We start from the raw sequence: 14,237 nt of genomic DNA, 5'->3' as shown, positions 1-14,237 counted from the left end.
GACCTCAATGAGAAATGTGAAATGCGCTGTATTGTTTATCTTGGCCGCTGCAGGGACCGCGTCTGCCTACGATCTGAGCGAAACCGAAATGTCTGTCGTTGAGGATGGTGTTCGGAACGAGCTAAGAGACCCGGATAGCGCCAGGTTTGACACGATGCTGGCAGAGAAGGGCAGCGATGATCTCACGAGTGTCTGCGGCTTCGTAAATGCGAAGAACGGTTATGGTGGTTACACCGGCATGGTGCCGTACCTCGGAAACTTGCTTATGCGGGACCAAAATCGCGGCATGTTTTTTGTCACCATGATTGGTGATGACGCCGCTGGAGCCCAAGTCGTCTATGAGATGTGCGCAGAGAAAGGCATCCAACTGTCCCAGTAACGATTTTCTTGAGGTGCCTACATCGACCATCGATATGCCCAACCAGCAGGAAGGAACAAGTTTCATGCGGGCATTCGCAGTTTTTGCGGTTATTCTGACAATGACCACCCCAGCATTTGCTGAAACTTACCGTCTCATCCACGCGATCGGGAACGACGAGAATGTCGTGGCTAGCGGGCTAGAGAAGGACGAGTGCGAGCAGCGGAAAAGCGATCTCAAAGAGGTTGCCACAGCGCTGGGCACCTACAACGAGCGTACAGGGTACGGATCGATAACTTGTCTTCCTGATAGCTTCTTTGAATAAGAGGCACTGACGGGATCATTAGCCGTCACCGCGGCAAGCATCTGTTCCGCGACCATCTAATCAGCCTCGGATATCTCGAACTACCGCCGGCGGAAGTGGACGCTAATTGATATCCATGCCCGTAACTTGCCGAAGCTTCTCTAGAGCGTAAGCCTCAGCGGTTTTAGCCATGAGTGCCAGGGACCATCGGCCGGACGCGGCGAGCGTGGCCTTCGTCCGGTCCCATATGTCCGGCTGGCTAATGGTCGCGGCGAACTCGTGTCCTGCCCACGTCAAGTTTATCACGTCGATAATCGGCGGATGGCCCTCTTCAGGATGTTCGGTCTTGTGACCCTTGATGTAGCCAGCTTCGAATAGAAGCGCGACATGTTCGGCGACTTGGAGGTCGCCCCTGCCGTCGATTTCCACCGTTTCAGGAACAAGGTCCTCTTTAGCTTCGATCGCAAAGAGGATTTCCCTCACCAGGTCCATATCTCGCTTCATGTCGCCCCCCATAAATTCAACGGAGGCGGCAGGATGGGTCTCTGAAATCCGGTTTGTCCAGTCTAAAGCATCGTTCATGGTCACCTCAGTGCATCCTCACATTGGGATCATTGACCGTCACCGCCGCCAGCATTTCCTGAGCACGTTCCCATTCCTCGTCACTGACTTCTTTGCGCGCCGGCTTGTCCGAGGCCGCCATGGTCCGCATCAGCAGCTCAAGCTCATAGAGGCTCATCGATTGCCAGCCGTTTGGATCGCCTCCCCTCGTCAGGAAGGCTGCTCGGAAGTCTCCGAAGTTGGTTCGGTCGCCGGGGTCTCCCCGGCCTCCGCTTCCCCCAATGGCGGCAAATCCTCCCAACCGAAATAGACCGCCTGGAGAACCTTCCGGGCCGTCTTGAGGTTGGAGAACGGGTCGCCCTGGTGATCGATCGGGCAGCCATCGATGTAGGTCTTGGCTTTCCGCTCCGCTTCGACAGCGGGCATTCCGCCGCCGATCAGAGCGAGGCGGATCGTCTCGCGAACGTGCTTGTAGGTGAAGTCCGTCCCCGAGAAGCACCGGAATGCGATCTTGCCGATACCCTCGTCACAGATCTTCTCCAGTTCCTCGATCTGTCCTGCCTTGAGGGCGAACAGGAATTCCCCGTCCGCCCACTCGCTGACAAACTCTGCCTTGAGGTTCGGCTTACTCATCAGGGCGCAGCCTCAACCGCGGCGGACTGTGCCGACTTCGAATTGATGGAGCCAGACGCGTTGGTCGCCGTCTCCACAACGCTGAGGTTCTTGCCCTCGTCGGCGGCAACCGGCGTATAGGCGATGTCCGTAGCCCCATCGATCGCGATATCGTCCGCGAACCACTGATAGGTGAGGTCGGGCGAACCAGTATAGGTGCCGGCAGTGGCCGTAAAGGGCGTGCCAACGACCGGGGCCGTGGTCGGAATCGAAACGCTCGTGGTAACGCTCGGGGCGGGCGGAATAGACACCCACTCGGGCTTACCGTCCCAGATGATGGTGCCGGAGTTGGTATAGCGGCCGCGGTCGGAGCTCTCCTCAGCATACTCGGTGAGAGCGGCAGGGCCTTCCCAATAGCCGGCGTTCGGAGCGCCCAAGTTGCGATACCAGCGTACCCAGCGCAGACCCTCGCTGAAGCTCCATTCGTCCCACACCGGGAGGGCGTTATCCGCCAGGGTGCCGGAGAACGTGGACTGCATGCGCTTCGACACGATGTCGATGCCGAGCCAGATCACGTCGTCGGGGCTGTCACACGGGGGGAGAGCCACGTCATTGGTGTTGGAGGTCACCGTACGGGTCAGGCCTGTGATGCCGCAGGGTGAGGCAAAGATTGCGCCCACGGGAGGCAATTCCTCGCCATGGGTATAGGCGGGCCCGATCAGGATCTGCTGAGAGCCGAACGGGACCGAATAGTCGCGCTGACGTGCCATGGTTTTTCCTTTCCATGTCAAAACGCGCCGTCACCTCGTCGGCGCGGCGTCATGGCTGGGTTACAGTTTCAGTGGATGGCTAGACGGGCTCGACGACCGTCAGGTTGAACTCGACGATTGAGTGCCATTTGTCGGCCTCGTCATCGTCCTTGATGCAGGTGGTCTGCACGTACTGGTTCTCGACTATGCCGAGATTGTCGGGCCCGAACTCCTTCATCGCCTCAACGATCGCCGCGGCAATGTCCAAGGCCCGATCTTCACCGGCATAGGTCGTTGTCGTCTCCGCGAAGGCATGGAGCGTGACGCGCGTGGCGCTTCCGTCCCAGCACGTAGCGTCATAGCCGCTCGTGATGGGGCTTCCGTAGCGAATGAATGGCCACCGAGGCGTGGCCGGCGGGGTCATCGCGTAGATGCGGCTCATAGGAACCAGTGCCGTGACGACCGGGCTCGATGCGAGATGATCGATAATCGCGGCCTTGAGGGGGCGGGAAAGATCAGTTGCCATCGCGCACCACGTTTCCGGCTTTATCGAGTGAATAGCCCTTCGGCCTCTCGATGACCTCAATCACTCCAGCGGCAAGACCGGCGTCGATGCAAGCCTGGGGCTTGTAGCCGATCGCCCCATGGGGAAACGAGACCATGACCGTCGGCTTGACGATCCAGTCAAAGCGCGGGCCAGTGACGCGGAACCAGCGGGAAGACTTTTCAGAGGTTATCGCCTTGCGAGCCATGCTCATTCCTCCGTTGCGTCTCTGGTGGCGTGGATCGTCCAATGGCTCTGCGCGGGATCGCTGCGAACGCTCTTGCATTTCCAGCGCTCGCCACGAGCGACCACAACGTCATCGCTGTTGGGCTCCCTGCCCGTCACTCCAGACTGCAGGATGATGAGCTTGACGTCCTGCTCGGTGTAGCCCGGTGACTGGCGCATTGCCTCATCGCATCGATCCACCTGCACAGAGATGGCTACGGGCGGTTGCTCGGTCGGGATAATCACCCCGCCGGGCTGGCGCACCATGTCGATGCGGATAAGCTGTCCGGTGCCGAGCACGGGCGCGAATGCTGCCCCCGTGATGTCCTTGAGGGCGTTTGTGTCCAGCAATCCTGCCATTACTCATCGCCCGATTCGGTGGCCAGCTTTACTTGAGGTCCTGCAAGACGGAGGACGACGGCAGCCCTATCGGTGCCAGTAGCGCTAACGCTGATCTCAACACAGGGGAGCCTTTCCCCCTTCCAGAAGGCCTGCAGCTTGCCTTTGTCGGTCATGCGAATTTCGACATGAGCCGCGCTCGATTTCGGTTCGCTCATCACGCTCATCACAAGCCCCCAAACACACCGGGCCAGCCATATGCGGGCCCCGGCCAATCCTTTGCGTATGGAGATGGGCAACCGCCCCGAACGCCGCCCATAGCAACCCGAGGGCCAGCCTTGGCCATGCTGAGAAGCTGCAAGAAAAACTCGCCGCACTTGGTCTGCCCGAGCCAATCGGCAAACGACATGTCTCCAGCGGCCTTCTGGTAGCGCGTGAGGGTCAATTCGCCCGATTTGATGCTCTGGTACTGCGCGGCCCCGGACGCCTGCCCCTGGCTCTCGGCATCGCTGCCAAGGCCTTCAAGCGTCATCAGGTGGCACGTCGCTGCGATCACCCCGGGGCGATAGAGGCGCTCGGGCCAAGACTTGTCGACCCAGAGGCCGGCCATATCGAGATACATCTGCACCGTCTCGTCCGGCACGGACGCAAACTGCGGTTTGGCCGCCTTGAACTCGGCGGGTGTGACCGGATCGTAAGAAGCCATTGCCATATGCCCTGTCGTAAAATTTTAGTAAGCTGCGCAGGAAAGGGAAACAGCCGTATGGAGGGCGACGTGCCGCAGCAAGGTACTTCGGTCGAAGAGATGCTGGAGAAGTATCGCGAGACCACGACTACTGTTCGGTTTATCGAAATCCAAAACGGGGCGCAGAACCCCTCGCAGTCCGTCTTTCCCGGGTTACGGGAGGCGCTTCAGGCGGTTATTGACGACGGCGGCAGACGCCTACACACGCTTGTCGTCCACGATTCACCAGATGATCGGGTCCTAACGCATCAAGAGCTGACAGGGCTCGTAGACGTGCTGATCCAATCCGACGGTAGCGGGTAGGAACCTCTAAGCCGCCAACGCAGCGTCGATCCGCTTTTGCAGCTCCTCAGCCTTCCAGCCATTGAAGGGCTTCTTGCCCGTGAGTTCCTGATATTCCTTCCGCAGTTCCGCAACGACGGGATCGACCGGCTGCGGCGGCTTTTTCTTCGCTTTCGCCTTTTGCGGGGCTGCATCGCCCTCGCTGATCGTGAAGTAGCCCAGCGTGCGGTAAAGCGGCAGATGCAGCGGGTGAACGTTCACCTCGATCTCACCGCGCGCCGGCAGCCGGACCTTCTGGCCCTTGGCATTCATGATGTCATAGGGACTGTTGGTCAGATTTTTGATGCGCTGCATGTGTCGCTCCACTCAAGGGAAAAGGCCCCGGCGCAATTGCCGAGGCCCATCGATAAGGCCGCTCTTATGCGGCGGCCGGGACCGGCGTGATGCCGTCGGCGTAGCGGATGGCCATCGGACGCTTGATGTCCACCGGACCGGTACGGGAGATACCCGGAACCACGAAGTTGAGCGGGCCGTCCTGATACACGGGCAGGAAGCGGAACGGCATCGGCAGGGGAAGCTCGAGCACTTCCTGGCTGTTGCGGTAGCCAATGCCACGGCCGCCGCCGGCAATGCCCTGGGTCGCCGCGGTCGCCAGTTCACCAACCTCACGGATGGTGAGGGGCTGGCCGGTGCGCAACGTATAGACGTTGTTGGCCATGATGTACTGGAGGATCGACATGTTCGGGCTGGTGACGCCGTAGGGCGTGGTCGCGATATAGCGATACGCCAAGGGCGGCAGGAGAACGGTGTCTGCGAGGGTAGACGTCAGGGGTGTGTTCGGCGTCGCGAGCGGGCCCATGATCATGTAGTTCACGTCACGGACGATCTGCTCCGGAGTTTTCTGCCCCACGCCTGCATTGTCCACCCACGCCGTGGTGTTGCCGGTGCCATCATCGGGTACGGCCTGCGGGGTAATGTAGGTGCTGTTGAGCAGGCCGGTCCAACCCTTGGCGGTCGAGCCGAGAAGGGTGTTGTTCCAGAGGAACTCTTCCGAGGCGCGACGTGCGGCCTCGGCGCGGCGGTTGGTCAGCGGGAAGCCCTGGAACGCGGCCTTGCCGAGTTCTTCGACGTTCCACTGATAGCCGACGGCGTACATGTCGAAGCTGGTCGACACCATGGCGAGCTTGGTATCGGCCAGGGGGATGTCCTTGGCATAGCCGGACTGCCATTCGGCCTTACCCACAATGTCGCCGATGAGCGTATCAACGCCCGACGCCCATTCGGGATAGTCGGTGTTGACCGGCACGAGGGCGGCATAGTCCATTTCCGGATATTCGATTTCGTAGATCCGGGCATTGAGCACATGGCTCTGCTGACGCGCGAAGCCGAAGACCAGCGCCGGGTCAGCGTCAAAAATGTTGAAAGGTTCCATTTGAGGATGATCCTTGGTTGGAGGCGACTGGGCCGCTTCGCGGCGGTCGATGGGTTGGGGTGTTGGGCTTAGGCGGCCGCGGGAGCCGCAGGGATGCGACGGAGACGGATCAGCACCAGGTCACCGTCGGCAGCGGCCGCGCTGTCGAACTCGGCGTTCGGGATCAGCGTGTCGGTGTTGGTGTCCGAATACTTGCCAGTGGCCGCAGCCCAATAGACGGGACCGCCAGCCGTGCAGGCGCCGCCCGCAAGAGCCCAGATGACACCGATTTCCATCACCGGGACGTTGTAGCCCTCGGGATAGGTATCGGCACCAAGAGTGACATCGGCCTCGGTGATGCCGCGGAAGACGCCCGAGCCGTCGTATTTCTTGACCTGTTCGCCAGCAGTGCCGCGCATGACGGGCTGAGCGAAGCCGATCGGATTGGTCGTCACGTCCTCGGCGAGGCCAGTGAGGCCGTTCCACTCTTCCATGTTCTGACGACGGCCGACGGCCCCCGCTGCCATGGAGGTGGGAATGGAAGTCTGAAGAGGAGGCATTCCATCTTCTCCTATGAAAAAGCCGCCTCAGAGGGCGGCATGATGTGGGATATGTGTGAGGGTGTGGAGCGCCGGCGCTTACGCCGACTTCTTGCGATCGAAGCGCGAGAGATACTTCTGATGCGCGTCCCTCTCGACCTTGGCCGCGTCGTTGACGTTACCGGCAGGCTTGAGGTGCGTCAGGGCATCGCGCAGATGATCGCCGTCATTAGCGTCTTCGGCCAGGATATCGAAGCGAGCATCGATATAGGCTTCGGACTTGTCAGCGATCGAAGCATCACCGAGCTTGGCCACTACGGCGGCCTTGCGGATCTCGGCATCGCTCTTGCCATCGGTCTGGATGTCGGGGGCGATTGCCTTGGCCTTGGTGATCAGGTCGGCACGAGCCGCAACCTTGGCGTCGAGAGCGGCGCCGTCGAGCACCTTGCACTTGAGGTCGTCAATCTCGGCGTCCTTCTTGGCAATGTCGGCATCCTTGGCCTTGATCGCGTCAGCATGGGCCTTTTCGGCATCGGTGAGCTTGGACTGGAGCGAATCCTTGTCCTTCTGGAGTTTCTCGATGGCCTGGGCGCCCTGGTCGGTGGTCTCGACCGACAGGCCGTCGACCAGCACAGTGCGGAGTTTATCGGTCATGGACCGTGTTCCTTTCGTGTCTTTGTCACCGATCTTGAGGTGGGAACCACCTCTCGCGGCGGTGACAACCGCGAGGTGGTTCATGCGGAGCGCCGTTTGCACGACGTCGTAGGGCTCGCCGTCGGGCGTCACACCGTCCTCGAAACGAAGCTGGGTGGCGTAGCCCATGGAAAGCTCGCGCTTGCCGTTCTCGACCGCGCTGATGGCGTCCTTGTCCATGAGAACCAGGGGTACGCGGACGAACTCACCGTCTCGCGCAACATCGCCACCAGTCTGGCCGATGGCGTACTGCTTCCAGTTGTCGGCCGTGACGGCCTCGTTGGGATGATCGAGGGTGACGGGGCGATGGGCGTAGGAATGGAGGGCGTCCTTGTGGAACACCTCCTCCTCGGGGCGATAGACGCGCACCGTCGCCTTATCGCGGAGGCCATGCTCGTTGTTGGGGTCGACCTCATAGCCCGCATAGAGCTGGATGCCGGTACGGGCCACTCGAGCGTCGGCCACGAGGTAGCCGTCGCCGGTCCGGCGGATGCCGTCCAGCGTGATCGTGTCTGTGAACTTCATGAAAGCTTCCTCAGCTCAGCTCGATCGCCGTGATGACACCACCGGCAACCGTCAGGGTCACACTGTCCGTGTAGGTTCCGGTAACGGGGATCTGCAGCGTCATGCCATCGGTGGCCAGAGCGGCCGTATCGGGAAGCGTGACGCCCGAGACAGCGTTCGCCGCGACGGACATCGTGCCCTGCACCGTTCCATCCTGGGCGTTGACCGTGACCGCATCGCCGTCCTGAGCAATCGCATCAGTGGCAGTGACCAGTGGAAACGGTTGCCAATTGCCCTGATCAACCGCAAGGGTCACGCCGACCGTCTTGCCGCCGCCCGTGACCTGCGCAGGAGCCGCATTGATGGCAATCTTGGTGGTCGAGTTGGAGAGCTGAACGCTCCCATCGTTGGCGCTAACCCGTGCTGTGCCCGCGACCTGGCCTCCGCCAGAGCCGTAGTCGAGCATATTGATGGTCCCACCATCCTGGATGACCGCATAGTCATGGGGGAGCGCGACATTCTGGAACGTGTTCGTGTCGGCCGGCACATTTGCCGTTCCCGATGCCAGCAACCCTGTGTTGTCGGCCCTGGAGATGATGACGCTGGCGCCGTTGCCGACCACGTCGTTCTGCGCCGGGAGGCGGACAGCCGTCAGGAACCCCTCGTTCACGAAAGCGGACCCGTCGCCGCGGCTGTCATCGCTGGCGTTCCAGATGCCGACCGCGTCCGCGTCCGCCGTCATGGCGACATTCGCGGGCAGCGTCACTGCACCGTCGTCGAAAGTCCCCTGATATGAGGCAGTCGTGCCGTTCGAGGGCTTTACCTCGATCGGGTCTCCGTCCTCGATGATCTCTCCGCCCGAACCGACCGTAATGGCGAGGGCGGACTGCATGCTGCCAGCCGAGGTCAGATACGGCTGCTCGGGCTGCTCAACCACGTCGACCGTAGGGACCTGCTGTAGGCCGCCAGCGGTATCGAGAAAGCTGTCTGCCATTATCCTCTCCTAATCGTCACGCGGACGGCCTGGGCGACATCTCTGCCAACCTTCTTGCGGTTCTTTTCCGTAGCTGGCCGCATGAAGGGTCTTTCGGCCATTCTGCTGGTGCCGTATTCGAGCGCGGCGCTGTAGGGCGCGTTGCTGGTCACATGCACCGTCGGCGGATTCTGCGCCTCGATGGTCGTCTCGATCATGCGATCCAGCGTGTGTGTGTCAGCACTAGGTGGCTGGCCGGGAAGTGAGGGAATGTGCCCCCTCCCGCTGATAGAGCCCTGTGTGATCGAGTGTTCGGCGTCGATCTCGATGTCCTGCCCGGCCGCATAGAGCGAAGCCGTGACCCGTTGGGCCACTTCCCGCATGCTCTTGAGGCGCGCGGAGTGCTTGGAGACGCCGGTGATCTTGGCCATTGGCCTATTTCTGGGATGCGACGAAACGGATGCCGTGCTTAGCAATGAAATTGCCATGCCTCTCGGCGAATCCGTCGATCCGGTCATCATCGATGCAGACGAAGGGACTGCAAATGCGTGCAAGCAAGGCGATGGCCGCCAAATAGGGCCTGACCCACCACGCCACTTTCGCGCTCAACACCACGTCGATCTTGGCCACCGTTAAATCTCCAATACACCCTTTGCCTTGCATCCGCAGAACGGCGCATAACCGGGAGGATCGCTCCTCCCCACTTCACTGCTCCATGCGAACACCTTGCCGTCCCGTGCCAGATGCTCGGGCCGGTAATGCCGCTTGCCACTATGGCGCCACTCGAAACTGGTCATTCCGAGCTGCAACTGTCTGTCCCTATCGAGGGAGGCCGATAGCTTCTGTGTCTGGTCGCTCGCGATATTGAGCACCCGACGCCGGGACATGCCGATCGCCTCGCTGATCTCCTTGGCCACTTCCCGTGCCGGAGTGCGGTTCTGCAGGCCACGGAATACGATGTCTGAGATACGTCCCCTGGCCTGGTCCGATACGTCACGAACAAGCGCCACGTTGCGGGCCAGTATGTCCTCAAGCGTCTCCTGAACGTCGCCGGCATGCAGTTGGGTCGAGAGATCGACATTGGTCGCATAGCGAAGGTCACTCACGACCTTGCGCATGTGCCAGAGCTGGAGCGTCTCCATCCACACCTGAAAGAGGCCGCGGAAGGTGAACGAGGTTCTGACCGCCTCGTTCTCGACTGCGGATATCTCGACCTCAACGTCGCCGGCACGATCAAGGGTTATGCCATCGGAGGCACGTTGCTGCTCGAGCGAACGCCTATAGGCCGGCAGGATGCGTTCCCGCGCCCCGGTAGCCCATACCCGGACCGTGCGCATGTAGATGCGCGCCAGGTCGTCCGTCTGGGCCTTGGTGGGCACTATCTCGCGCATTTCGATGCGCTTGCGCTTTACCCCTGCGGCCTTGGCCTGTGAGGCTAGGTCAATGCGCATCTTCAGTGTCCGCTCGCCACAGTTACATCATCGATGAATTGCATGCGCTACAGTCCGGTCGACGATAGGGAACAGGCGACGGCTCCGTGGGTTGGTTTGGGCCAACTAAGGAGGCAGCCATGACGAACAACGGCGATAAGAAGCCTGACAGAACCGATCAACGGCCCGATCTGAAGGATGTAGAGCCGGGCAGCGATGCCGACGCCACGCCTGAGATCGACCCGGAAGAGGAACTGAGCCCGGATTCGCGCGATAAGGGTGAGCCTGCAGACAAGGATGCCCCTGGCAGCTAGCCTTCCCGCACCTCTATGGCGCTGGAGTCTTCCTCGCCTTCGGTCACTTCTGGTGCCTCCAGAGCGGCCTTGGCGGCATTGTAAGCCGTCTCCGCGCCGGGCCACGATCCGCTCTCGATGAGGCGGTTCTGGGTCATCTCCGCAAGAGCGTCCTGCGGGACAAGACCGGTACGGGCGTAGATATCGACCGCCTCGGCCTCGAGCTTATCCACCTCGGCCTGTTCCTTCTCTGAAGGCGTCCAGAGCGGGTTCCACTGATACCAGACGGCGTCCGGGCGATTACCGAGAGCCGAGCGAATAACCATCTCATCGAGCGGCTGGAGCGCCGGGGTATATTCCAGCTCCTGCACGGACCGAATGTGGTCGTAATAGTTGCGCAGCGAGCCGCTGTCGGAGCCGCTGAGGCCGGTTTGCTGCTCCCCGGTCAGTCGGGTCACCGGAATGTCTGCAGCACCCGCCATGACCGTCAGAAGCGTCTGTGCCACCTCGGGAAGGCCAGACCATGTGACCTGCTTCTGGTCCCACTCGTCGTCACCGTCCAGCATGAGAATGTTGCTGATGCTCTTGAGCATCGCCACCATGGTCCAGCGGCTGATATATTCCTGCTCCGCAGAGCCCGATGCCAGATGCCTCACCAGGTCCTTGATGCGGACCACATCAACCTTGGCCTCCTGCAGAAGCGCATCGATGACCGCGGCGACGTTATCAGTGGCGCGGACCGAATCCGCCATTTGGACCCAGATGCTGTCGCCCCAGATCTGCCCCGTCCGGCGCAATGCCCCCGGAACCGTGCGCCCGTTCAAAAGAACCACGCGTGAGGGGTGTATCTCGACCGAGCCGCCCTGCTCCTGGCTCAGCGTCCAGCGTTCGGGCTGGCCATACCAGGGTGACTGCGGGTCGCGGATGATCTGGCCCGGGGTGATCTCATCGCGGCCGAGGACAGCGAGGTATTTGATCGAGCGGCGCCCGATACGGTCCAGCGCCAGGGGCTCGGTGGTGGCGCCGGGAAGGCCCCCGACAAGAATTGCAGCGCCGCCGGTGTGCCTTGCCGTCAGCAGGGCATTATAGACCGTCTGCCGAACGCCAAGGCGCTTTTCCTCGGCCTCAATCGCCTCGATCTGCTCTTTGTCGGCCTGCCATGCACGCCATTCCCGAACAGCATCAGCCGCGGGGATGCGGACGATCTTCCCGTACCAGGTCGACGCCCGATAGGCATTATCGCGCTCCCCTGTATCGACCTCAGGCCAATACTTGGTTGCCGCGCTCTTGGCATTGGCACGGCCCAGCCCGGTGATGACGTTGGCCATGCCATCGATCATCACGCCGTTGATGGCGGTGACGCTGCCCTTCTGGTTTACCCTGATGCGGGGCTTATCGGTCATGAATATGCCTTTCGCATCTCTTCGAGGGTGTAGCCGGTTGTCTGCGCCAACTCATCGAAGGCGCGCGTTGCGGCATCGGTCTGGTCTTTGTATTTCCCGTTCGGGAACACACAGAGTTCATCGAGAAACGGTTCGATCCATGCGTCGGCCGCTGGATCGCCCGTAATCAGTATGTCCACGTTGCCGGCCTCGGCCTGGGCAGACAGCGGCGCCGCCCTGGTGGCCTTGTCTCCGCTCTCTGGAGTGGCCCTGACGGCATATCCGGCCAGTTGGCGGACAAAGTACCCGGCTTGCGCCTTCCCGGCCTGTCCGGGGTCCTGTGGCAGCGAAATGCGGCAGTCAAAACCATCCGACGTCGCAGTGTTGACGATCAGGCTCTCCACGCCACCCGCTGATAACCGATCGCGCACCGCGTTGGTGATGATGTAGCGCTTGTCTGGGCAGCGGCCCATCTTGACGCCCGCGGTGTAAGCCGAGCCGTCCTCGATGCTTGCGGCCAGGTCCCAGCCCCTGACAAACGATGTGCCGGTAGGAACGGCCCGGACGAACCGGAACCATGCCCGCTTGAACATGCCGCCCTCACGGGGCGCGGGACGCTGCTGGAACTGCCCCGCCGTGGCGTAGGAGCCCATCACCTTCTTGTCCCGCTCCACCACCTCCCGAGGGAAGCGGGCCGGGAACAGCAATTCCCCATCTTCGGTGCGCGGGTCCTCGAAACCGATCGACGTATAGCACTTGCGCTCCGGCTCGAACTCCATGGGGAGCATCAGGTGCTCATACCCGAAGTCCTTCGACAGAATCAGTCCAGAGACGTCGTTTTCGTGCAGGCGCTGCATCACGACGACGATGGCAGACCGATCCGGGTTGTTGAGGCGGGTCGGCACAGCCTCGCGGAATGTCTCGTTCACCGCCTCGCGCTGGGTATCGGACGACGCCGCGTCCACAGACAGAGGGTCGTCGATCAATACCCGATCACCACGGGAGCCGGTCAGGCTCGTGAAGGCCATTGCCTCGCGGAAGCCCGTCGCATCGTTCTCGAACTTGAGCTTGGCGTTCTGGTCGTGCATCAGTCGCACCGACCCACCCCAGCGCTCCTGATACCAGTCCGACGCCACCAGACGGCGCATCTTGAGGTTGTCGCGGATCGCCAGCGGGTGACTGTGCGATGTGCCCAGGTAGCGGGTATGCGGGCGCCCCTTCGGGCCCCACTCCCATGCGGGCCACATCACCCCGACCGAAAGCGACTTCATCGTGCCAGGCGGGACGTTGATCAGCAGGCGGGTTATCTCCCCCGCCGTGATCGCCTCCAGATGCTCGGAGATGGCATCAATATGCCAACCGTGCTTGTAGGGTTGGCCGGGCTCCAGAACGTGCCACGCGGCCTTTGTGAACGAGGACAGGGACACCCCTGCCTTTTCGATGTCACGGTCAAGCGCTATCTGCGCTTCCCTCTTCTGCCTCTGCCCCCTGATCGCCTCCAATAAGCCCGAGCTTCTGGAGAACGGGATATGCTGCTTCGAGAGCGGCAAGTTCATCGTCGTTCAATCCGTCCAGATGCTTTGCGGTGATGGTCACGACTTGCACGGTGCCGGAGAGGTGGCGCTTTTCCACGCCCAGCCCGAACAGCTTGGCCTTGCCCATGGTGGCCGATACGGCGGCACCAGACTGCTTTTCACCAAGGGCGAGAGTCCGCGCTTCCTCGAGCTCCATCGCAAGGCTTTCGACGGTCACCTCAACCTTCTTGGCCACTCTGCCCTGCAGTTCCTCGACGCGCTTCCTGATGCTTTCATTTGCTTTCAGGCGCGTGGCGTTGCCCCGGTTCGGCTTGAAACCTGCCAGCGCATAAGCCTCGTCTGCCGTCTTGCCCTTGGCGAGAGCCTGGGCGAAGCTCTCATGACGTTGGTTTGGGAGGATGGGCATGAATAAGCCGGCACATGATTGGACTGATTTTCCCGATGAAAGGGTGTTTGGCGGAGCGGGTGAACAGCCTGGCTCTCAAGCTTCCTACTGGCGGGAAACTGAAATCAAGCGCAGGCTATATCTACTGCAAAAACGGGCGCTAGAGGAGCAGGTCAAAGCGACAGCTACTCAGCAGAAAGCAATCGAGGCGCAGCGCGAAGCGACAAAGGCTCAAAACGCGGCTGTCGCAGAGATGCGCCATCAATCCAAAATCATGTTCTGGTCGGTCATCGGCATATTTGCGACTGCAGTCGTAACTCTGATTGCAGCGTTCATTTCGTAGTAAATGCTTCTTGGACTTTCGAGGGTTCCA

The 14,237-nt window shown here is 61.2% G+C and carries 25 protein-coding genes; 5 read left to right on the top strand and 20 right to left on the bottom strand.

Translation table 11 applies throughout. From position 1 onward, the window contains the following. The first annotated feature begins 7 nt into the window (after positions 1-7). Together NO934_RS15385 and NO934_RS15380 are read left to right on the top strand one after the other, a co-directional pair. Positions 8-379, top strand: a complete 372-nt coding sequence (locus NO934_RS15385; RefSeq protein WP_309160847.1) for a hypothetical protein — start codon at positions 8-10, stop codon at positions 377-379. 34 nt (positions 380-413) lie between these two features. Then, the gene (locus NO934_RS15380; protein WP_309160846.1) at positions 414-683 is read left to right on the top strand and encodes a hypothetical protein; all 270 of its coding nucleotides are present in this window, start codon (positions 414-416) and stop codon (positions 681-683) included. Positions 684-785: 102 nt separating this feature from the next. Here the strand turns inward: NO934_RS15380 and NO934_RS15375 are convergent, their stop codons facing one another. From NO934_RS15375 to NO934_RS15335, 9 genes are all read right to left on the bottom strand, one after another. Continuing rightward, positions 786-1,244, bottom strand: a complete 459-nt coding sequence (locus tag NO934_RS15375) for a DUF2513 domain-containing protein (protein ID WP_309163738.1) — start codon at positions 1,242-1,244, stop codon at positions 786-788. 7 nt (positions 1,245-1,251) lie between these two features. Beyond that, entirely contained in the window at positions 1,252-1,401 is a 150-nt protein-coding gene (locus NO934_RS15370; RefSeq protein ID WP_309160845.1) for a hypothetical protein, read from the bottom strand. 32 nt (positions 1,402-1,433) lie between these two features. Then, complete coding sequence (locus tag NO934_RS15365) at positions 1,434-1,856, bottom strand: gene transfer agent family protein (RefSeq protein WP_309160844.1); 423 nt, start codon at positions 1,854-1,856, stop codon at positions 1,434-1,436. Then, positions 1,856-2,605 (bottom strand): hypothetical protein, encoded by a 750-nt coding sequence (locus NO934_RS15360; RefSeq protein WP_309160843.1) that lies wholly within the window; start codon positions 2,603-2,605, stop codon positions 1,856-1,858. Before NO934_RS15360 ends, NO934_RS15365 begins: the two co-directional genes overlap by 1 nt. 79 nt (positions 2,606-2,684) lie before the next feature. Further along, on the bottom strand, positions 2,685-3,110 hold the full coding sequence (locus tag NO934_RS15355; protein ID WP_309160842.1) for a DUF3168 domain-containing protein: 426 nt from the start codon (positions 3,108-3,110) through the stop codon (positions 2,685-2,687). Next, positions 3,100-3,336 (bottom strand): hypothetical protein, encoded by a 237-nt coding sequence (locus NO934_RS15350; RefSeq protein WP_309160841.1) that lies wholly within the window; start codon positions 3,334-3,336, stop codon positions 3,100-3,102. The genes NO934_RS15355 and NO934_RS15350 overlap by 11 nt, the downstream gene beginning before the upstream one ends. A 2-nt stretch (positions 3,337-3,338) precedes the next feature. Further along, entirely contained in the window at positions 3,339-3,713 is a 375-nt protein-coding gene (locus NO934_RS15345; RefSeq protein ID WP_309160840.1) for a hypothetical protein, read from the bottom strand. Further along, positions 3,713-3,919 (bottom strand): hypothetical protein, encoded by a 207-nt coding sequence (locus tag NO934_RS15340; protein ID WP_309160839.1) that lies wholly within the window; start codon positions 3,917-3,919, stop codon positions 3,713-3,715. The genes NO934_RS15345 and NO934_RS15340 overlap by 1 nt, the downstream gene beginning before the upstream one ends. Next, a complete protein-coding gene (locus NO934_RS15335) occupies positions 3,919-4,404 on the bottom strand; it encodes a DUF4054 domain-containing protein (RefSeq protein ID WP_309160838.1) in 486 nt (161 codons plus the stop codon). Before NO934_RS15335 ends, NO934_RS15340 begins: the two co-directional genes overlap by 1 nt. 51 nt (positions 4,405-4,455) lie before the next feature. Here NO934_RS15335 and NO934_RS15330 point away from each other — a divergent pair, with 51 nt between their 5' ends. Continuing rightward, positions 4,456-4,740, top strand: coding sequence for a hypothetical protein (locus NO934_RS15330; RefSeq protein ID WP_309160837.1), 285 nt, complete (start codon positions 4,456-4,458; stop codon positions 4,738-4,740). A 6-nt stretch (positions 4,741-4,746) separates the two neighbouring features. Here the strand turns inward: NO934_RS15330 and NO934_RS15325 are convergent, their stop codons facing one another. From NO934_RS15325 to NO934_RS15290, 8 genes are all read right to left on the bottom strand, one after another. Beyond that, positions 4,747-5,073, bottom strand: a complete 327-nt coding sequence (locus NO934_RS15325) for a hypothetical protein (protein ID WP_309160836.1) — start codon at positions 5,071-5,073, stop codon at positions 4,747-4,749. 64 nt (positions 5,074-5,137) lie between these two features. Further along, positions 5,138-6,151 carry a DUF2184 domain-containing protein gene (locus NO934_RS15320; RefSeq protein WP_309160835.1) on the bottom strand — a complete coding sequence of 338 codons (1,014 nt, stop codon included), beginning with the start codon at positions 6,149-6,151 and terminating at the stop codon, positions 5,138-5,140. Between the two features lie 68 nt (positions 6,152-6,219). After that, positions 6,220-6,690 carry a capsid cement protein gene (locus NO934_RS15315; protein ID WP_309160834.1) on the bottom strand — a complete coding sequence of 157 codons (471 nt, stop codon included), beginning with the start codon at positions 6,688-6,690 and terminating at the stop codon, positions 6,220-6,222. Positions 6,691-6,768: 78 nt separating this feature from the next. Beyond that, positions 6,769-7,887 (bottom strand): DUF2213 domain-containing protein, encoded by a 1,119-nt coding sequence (locus tag NO934_RS15310; RefSeq protein WP_309160833.1) that lies wholly within the window; start codon positions 7,885-7,887, stop codon positions 6,769-6,771. 10 nt (positions 7,888-7,897) lie between these two features. Beyond that, positions 7,898-8,860: a hypothetical protein gene (locus tag NO934_RS15305; protein ID WP_309160832.1), complete on the bottom strand. Its 963-nt coding sequence runs from the start codon at positions 8,858-8,860 to the stop codon at positions 7,898-7,900. Continuing rightward, positions 8,860-9,270, bottom strand: coding sequence for an HK97-gp10 family putative phage morphogenesis protein (locus tag NO934_RS15300; RefSeq protein WP_309160831.1), 411 nt, complete (start codon positions 9,268-9,270; stop codon positions 8,860-8,862). Before NO934_RS15300 ends, NO934_RS15305 begins: the two co-directional genes overlap by 1 nt. 4 nt (positions 9,271-9,274) lie before the next feature. Next, positions 9,275-9,469 carry a hypothetical protein gene (locus tag NO934_RS15295; protein ID WP_309160830.1) on the bottom strand — a complete coding sequence of 65 codons (195 nt, stop codon included), beginning with the start codon at positions 9,467-9,469 and terminating at the stop codon, positions 9,275-9,277. Between the two features lie 2 nt (positions 9,470-9,471). Beyond that, on the bottom strand, positions 9,472-10,290 hold the full coding sequence (locus tag NO934_RS15290) for a phage minor head protein (RefSeq protein WP_309160829.1): 819 nt from the start codon (positions 10,288-10,290) through the stop codon (positions 9,472-9,474). 119 nt (positions 10,291-10,409) lie between these two features. Here NO934_RS15290 and NO934_RS15285 point away from each other — a divergent pair, with 119 nt between their 5' ends. Beyond that, positions 10,410-10,583, top strand: coding sequence for a hypothetical protein (locus tag NO934_RS15285; protein WP_309160828.1), 174 nt, complete (start codon positions 10,410-10,412; stop codon positions 10,581-10,583). Here the strand turns inward: NO934_RS15285 and NO934_RS15280 are convergent. The 3 genes from NO934_RS15280 to NO934_RS15270 are packed head-to-tail and all read right to left on the bottom strand — an operon-like array spanning position 10,580 to position 13,885. Continuing rightward, positions 10,580-11,965, bottom strand: coding sequence for a DUF1073 domain-containing protein (locus NO934_RS15280; protein WP_309160827.1), 1,386 nt, complete (start codon positions 11,963-11,965; stop codon positions 10,580-10,582). The two genes, NO934_RS15285 and NO934_RS15280, sit on opposite strands and share 4 nt — an antisense overlap. After that, the gene (gene terL / locus NO934_RS15275) at positions 11,962-13,500 is read right to left on the bottom strand and encodes a phage terminase large subunit (protein ID WP_309160826.1); all 1,539 of its coding nucleotides are present in this window, start codon (positions 13,498-13,500) and stop codon (positions 11,962-11,964) included. The genes NO934_RS15280 and terL overlap by 4 nt, the downstream gene beginning before the upstream one ends. Next, entirely contained in the window at positions 13,394-13,885 is a 492-nt protein-coding gene (locus NO934_RS15270; RefSeq protein WP_309160825.1) for a hypothetical protein, read from the bottom strand. Before NO934_RS15270 ends, terL begins: the two co-directional genes overlap by 107 nt. On the opposite strand from NO934_RS15270, the gene NO934_RS15265 reads away from it, so the two are divergent. Beyond that, positions 13,884-14,207, top strand: a complete 324-nt coding sequence (locus NO934_RS15265; protein ID WP_309160824.1) for a hypothetical protein — start codon at positions 13,884-13,886, stop codon at positions 14,205-14,207. The two genes, NO934_RS15270 and NO934_RS15265, sit on opposite strands and share 2 nt — an antisense overlap. Positions 14,208-14,237 lie beyond the last annotated feature (30 nt).

Source organism: Pelagibacterium sp. H642 (genome assembly GCF_031202855.1).
In the GTDB taxonomy this organism is placed as follows: Bacteria; Pseudomonadota; Alphaproteobacteria; order Rhizobiales; family Devosiaceae; genus Pelagibacterium.
This window is presented reverse-complemented; position numbering and strand designations above follow the sequence as displayed.

Bases quoted from the DNA above. Each gene is read 5' to 3' on its own strand.
- NO934_RS15385 (WP_309160847.1), top strand. From the start codon at position 8: ATGAGAAATGTGAAATGCGCTGTATTGTTTATCTTGGCCGCTGCAGGG.
- NO934_RS15380 (WP_309160846.1), top strand. From the start codon at position 414: ATGCCCAACCAGCAGGAAGGAACAAGTTTCATGCGGGCATTCGCAGTT.
- NO934_RS15375 (WP_309163738.1), bottom strand. From the start codon at position 1,244: ATGAACGATGCTTTAGACTGGACAAACCGGATTTCAGAGACCCATCCT.
- NO934_RS15370 (WP_309160845.1), bottom strand. From the start codon at position 1,401: ATGAGCCTCTATGAGCTTGAGCTGCTGATGCGGACCATGGCGGCCTCG.
- NO934_RS15365 (WP_309160844.1), bottom strand. From the start codon at position 1,856: ATGAGTAAGCCGAACCTCAAGGCAGAGTTTGTCAGCGAGTGGGCGGAC.
- NO934_RS15360 (WP_309160843.1), bottom strand. From the start codon at position 2,605: ATGGCACGTCAGCGCGACTATTCGGTCCCGTTCGGCTCTCAGCAGATC.
- NO934_RS15355 (WP_309160842.1), bottom strand. From the start codon at position 3,110: ATGGCAACTGATCTTTCCCGCCCCCTCAAGGCCGCGATTATCGATCAT.
- NO934_RS15350 (WP_309160841.1), bottom strand. From the start codon at position 3,336: ATGGCTCGCAAGGCGATAACCTCTGAAAAGTCTTCCCGCTGGTTCCGC.
- NO934_RS15345 (WP_309160840.1), bottom strand. From the start codon at position 3,713: ATGGCAGGATTGCTGGACACAAACGCCCTCAAGGACATCACGGGGGCA.
- NO934_RS15340 (WP_309160839.1), bottom strand. From the start codon at position 3,919: ATGAGCGTGATGAGCGAACCGAAATCGAGCGCGGCTCATGTCGAAATT.
- NO934_RS15335 (WP_309160838.1), bottom strand. From the start codon at position 4,404: ATGGCAATGGCTTCTTACGATCCGGTCACACCCGCCGAGTTCAAGGCG.
- NO934_RS15330 (WP_309160837.1), top strand. From the start codon at position 4,456: ATGGAGGGCGACGTGCCGCAGCAAGGTACTTCGGTCGAAGAGATGCTG.
- NO934_RS15325 (WP_309160836.1), bottom strand. From the start codon at position 5,073: ATGCAGCGCATCAAAAATCTGACCAACAGTCCCTATGACATCATGAAT.
- NO934_RS15320 (WP_309160835.1), bottom strand. From the start codon at position 6,151: ATGGAACCTTTCAACATTTTTGACGCTGACCCGGCGCTGGTCTTCGGC.
- NO934_RS15315 (WP_309160834.1), bottom strand. From the start codon at position 6,690: ATGCCTCCTCTTCAGACTTCCATTCCCACCTCCATGGCAGCGGGGGCC.
- NO934_RS15310 (WP_309160833.1), bottom strand. From the start codon at position 7,887: ATGAAGTTCACAGACACGATCACGCTGGACGGCATCCGCCGGACCGGC.
- NO934_RS15305 (WP_309160832.1), bottom strand. From the start codon at position 8,860: ATGGCAGACAGCTTTCTCGATACCGCTGGCGGCCTACAGCAGGTCCCT.
- NO934_RS15300 (WP_309160831.1), bottom strand. From the start codon at position 9,270: ATGGCCAAGATCACCGGCGTCTCCAAGCACTCCGCGCGCCTCAAGAGC.
- NO934_RS15290 (WP_309160829.1), bottom strand. From the start codon at position 10,290: ATGCGCATTGACCTAGCCTCACAGGCCAAGGCCGCAGGGGTAAAGCGC.
- NO934_RS15285 (WP_309160828.1), top strand. From the start codon at position 10,410: ATGACGAACAACGGCGATAAGAAGCCTGACAGAACCGATCAACGGCCC.
- NO934_RS15280 (WP_309160827.1), bottom strand. From the start codon at position 11,965: ATGACCGATAAGCCCCGCATCAGGGTAAACCAGAAGGGCAGCGTCACC.
- terL (WP_309160826.1), bottom strand. From the start codon at position 13,500: ATGAACTTGCCGCTCTCGAAGCAGCATATCCCGTTCTCCAGAAGCTCG.
- NO934_RS15265 (WP_309160824.1), top strand. From the start codon at position 13,884: ATGAATAAGCCGGCACATGATTGGACTGATTTTCCCGATGAAAGGGTG.
- NO934_RS15270 (WP_309160825.1), bottom strand. From the start codon at position 13,885: ATGCCCATCCTCCCAAACCAACGTCATGAGAGCTTCGCCCAGGCTCTC.